The sequence below is a fragment of the Rhizobium sp. NLR10b genome, assembly GCF_019685435.1.
Taxonomy (GTDB): domain Bacteria; phylum Pseudomonadota; class Alphaproteobacteria; order Rhizobiales; family Rhizobiaceae; genus Rhizobium.
Genome location: NZ_JABDWV010000050.1, coordinates 1 through 3,031 on the forward strand (window position 1 = coordinate 1; position 3,031 = coordinate 3,031).

The following is a 3,031-nucleotide window of genomic DNA, read 5'->3' on the forward strand; positions in this document are numbered from 1 at the left end:
GATGGTGCCACTACCTTGACGACCCGTAAATTGTATAATCCATTACCCAGGTTTTTTGACGACTTACTGAAGAATGCCGATTCTCGCCTGCGCTGTGGCGACGATCCATTGCGTTGTTCGCAGTTCCGGATTTTCATGCCGCATCACGTCGGTCACGACAGCGACGCTATCCGCCCGTGAGCAAGGACGCCTTCGATCCGTTCGACATTCAACCCGCCGATGGCGGCGAGAGGCAGGTCGCCGATGCGCGATTTCCATTCGCTCAGCCGCGTCAGCCCTTGCGGCGGCCATTTCATCGGCTTGAGGATCGTCGTGTAGACCGGGCCGAGTGCGATATAATCAGGCCTTGCTGCCAGTGCGATTTCCAGCTCGCGTTCGTCATGCGTTGAGACGCCAAGCTTCAGGCCACTCGCTCGGATCGCGTCGAGGTCCGCTGTCGCAAGGTCCTCCTGGCCGAGATGGACGAAGCCGCAACCTTCCTCGATCGCAAGCCGCCAGTAGTCGTTGACGATCAGGTGACATTGATGTTTAGGCAGACTGCTGCTGCGCGACGAATCACGGCGCATAGTTCAGCCTCCGGACGATCCTTGATGCGCAACTGCACCAGCTTGACGCCAAGCGGTACCAGCCGGGCAATCCACTCGGCGCTGTCCACGATCAGGTAGAACGGATCGAGCTTCATGTGAACATGGCCTTTCCGATCACGGGCGTGGAGGGTACGGCCATGTCGCGCGGCTCCATCAGGCCGGCGTTAAAGGCTTGATTGCCGGCGGCGATTGCCGCGGCAAAGGCGGCTGCCATCGCCGCGGGATCTCCGGCGCTGGCAACGGCGGTGTTGAGCAGAACCGCATCGAAACCGAGCTCCATGACCGCTGTTGCGTGCGACGGCCGGCCAATGCCGGCATCGACGATCAGCGACACGCCAGGGAAATGCGCCCGCATTGCTCTGAGCGCTGTCGGATTGAGCGGCCCGGCGGCACTGCCGATCGGTGCGCACCAAGGCATGAGCACCTTGCAGCCGGCCTCCAGCAGTCGTTCGGCCACGACCAGATCGTCCGTCGTGTAGGGGAAGACTTCGAAACCTTCGCTGACTAGGATGCGAGCCGCCTCGACGAGGCCGAAGACATCCGGCTGTAGCGTATCATGGTTGCCGATGACCTCGAGCTTGATCCAGTCGGTGGCGAACAGCTCGCGTGCCATCCTTGCGGTCAGCACCGCTTCCGCGACGCTGTGGCAACCTGCAGTGTTGGGTAGGATGCGAACGCCCAGCGCGCGGATCATCTCGAAGAAGGTGCCCCCACTGCGGCCGCCAGACATCTCTCGACGAAGTGAGACGGTGACGATTTCCGTCGCCGATTGCCTGACAGCCTCGGAGAGGACGGCAGGAGAGGGGTATCGCGCTGTACCGAGCAGCAGACGGGAGTTTATTTCGGCCCCATAGAGCGTTAGCATCCGTCAGCCTCCCTGCATCGGCGACAGGATTTCGATCCTGTCATTGTCGCTGAGCGAACGATCGAACCGGTCTTCGCGATGGACAAGCTCACCGTTGACGGCCGTCGCCAGCCAGTCACCCTCGTATTCCATCAGGACTAAAAGCTCTGACAACGACTCAGCCGCGACATCGTGTTCCTCGCCATTAACGATCACTTTCATGGGGCATTCCTTCCGGTGGTATGTTGGTTGAAAACAAGTTCAGCGACCTCGGCGGCCATGGATGGCGCGAGCAGAAAGCCGTGGCGGTAGAGGCCGTTGAGCGAAATCATCTTTGCCTGATGGCTTGCACGTGGAAGATTGTCCGGAAAGGCTGGGCGGATTCCGACACCCGTTTCGATTATGGTTGCATCGGCAAAGGCCGGAAATAGCGTGTATGCAGCGTTGAGCAGTTCCATCAGTGAACGGGCGACTATGGGCCCTTCGAATTCCGTCTCGATCATCGTCGCGCCGACCATGAACAGACCGTCTCCACGCGGGACGATGTAGACGGGGATACGCGGATGGAGCAGGCGGACCGGCCGGGAGAGATCCACGTCGCAGCTTCTAAGGTAGAGCATTTCGCCGCGGACGCCGCGCAATTCCTTTACCTCGCCGATCTGCGCTGCGCCCGTGCAATCGACGACACTGTCGAAGCTCTCCTCATGCGAGCTCTCGCCCACGAAGGTGACCCCCTGAACCGTCAGCTTGGTGCGCAGCAGAGTCAAAACTCGCCGGGGATCGAGATGGGCTTCGCGGCGAAAGAACAGCCCGTGCCGGAACCGCCCGGCAAGGGAGGGTTCCAGCGCCGCGATCGCTGGCTCTTCCAGCCATTCATAACCCGTCGTGCGGCAGGCAAAGCGTCGCAGTTCACCAAGATCGCGAGCAGAGGCGACCACGAGCGTTCCGTTTCGTCGCACCTCTCCCGGCACAATTGCCTCCCATTTGTCGGCGGCGGTGAGACCGCGCATGAGTACCGCAACATCAGCACTCTCCCGCTCGCACCAGGGCGCCAACATTCCGCCCGCGAGCCACGAAGCAGCACCGAGGAAACCGTCATATGGATCGAGCACAGTGACCTCGGCATCTCGAGCGCGCAGTTCATGCGCCACCGTCAGGCCGGCAACGCCGGCCCCTTTGACAAGAACACGCATCTCATTCGCTCGTTTGCTGCAGGGTTTCTACCGGCATATAGAGGCCGCCGCCCTCGCGATAACGTGCCGCCATCGCCTCCAGTCCCTCCTTCTGCGCTTCGGCGCGGATATCGTGCGAGATGCGCATCGAGCAGAATTTCGGTCCGCACATGGAGCAGAAATGCGCGACCTTGTGCGCCTCCTTCGGCAGCGTCTCGTCGTGGAAGCTGCGGGCGGTTTTCGGGGTCCAGCGAGAGGTTGAACTGATCCTCCCAGCGGAATTCGAAACGGGCACGCGAGAGCGCGTCATCGCGCAGCTGTGCCGCCGGATGCCCCTTGGCGAGATCGGCGGCGTGAGCCGCTATCTTGTAGGTGATGACGCCTACCTTCACGTCGTTGCGGTCGGGAAGTCCCAGATGCTCCTTGGG

General features: G+C 61.4%; 3 protein-coding genes and 2 pseudogenes. All 5 read right to left on the minus strand.

Annotated features, from left to right (window positions below):
* Positions 1-63 precede the first annotated feature (63 nt).
* Positions 64-682, minus strand: a pseudogene (locus HJB91_RS30465) (thiamine phosphate synthase).
* A complete protein-coding gene (locus HJB91_RS30470; protein WP_221156974.1) occupies positions 679-1,452 on the minus strand; it encodes a thiazole synthase in 774 nt (257 codons plus the stop codon). Before HJB91_RS30470 ends, HJB91_RS30465 begins: the two are co-directional and overlap by 4 nt.
* 3 nt (positions 1,453-1,455) lie before the next feature.
* Positions 1,456-1,653, minus strand: a complete 198-nt coding sequence (thiS, locus tag HJB91_RS30475; RefSeq protein WP_221156976.1) for a sulfur carrier protein ThiS — start codon at positions 1,651-1,653, stop codon at positions 1,456-1,458.
* Complete coding sequence (gene thiO, locus HJB91_RS30480) at positions 1,650-2,624, minus strand: glycine oxidase ThiO (RefSeq protein ID WP_221156978.1); 975 nt, start codon at positions 2,622-2,624, stop codon at positions 1,650-1,652. The genes thiS and thiO overlap by 4 nt, the downstream gene beginning before the upstream one ends.
* Before the next feature lies 1 nt (position 2,625).
* Positions 2,626-3,031, minus strand: a pseudogene (locus HJB91_RS30485) (phosphomethylpyrimidine synthase ThiC); the annotation flags it as partial.

What these genes read in the sequence shown, in the direction of transcription:
- thiS (WP_221156976.1), bottom strand. Translation starts at nt 1,653, where the DNA reads ATGAAAGTGATCGTTAATGGCGAGGAACACGATGTCGCGGCTGAGTCG.
- HJB91_RS30470 (WP_221156974.1), bottom strand. Translation starts at nt 1,452, where the DNA reads ATGCTAACGCTCTATGGGGCCGAAATAAACTCCCGTCTGCTGCTCGGT.
- thiO (WP_221156978.1), bottom strand. Translation starts at nt 2,624, where the DNA reads ATGCGTGTTCTTGTCAAAGGGGCCGGCGTTGCCGGCCTGACGGTGGCG.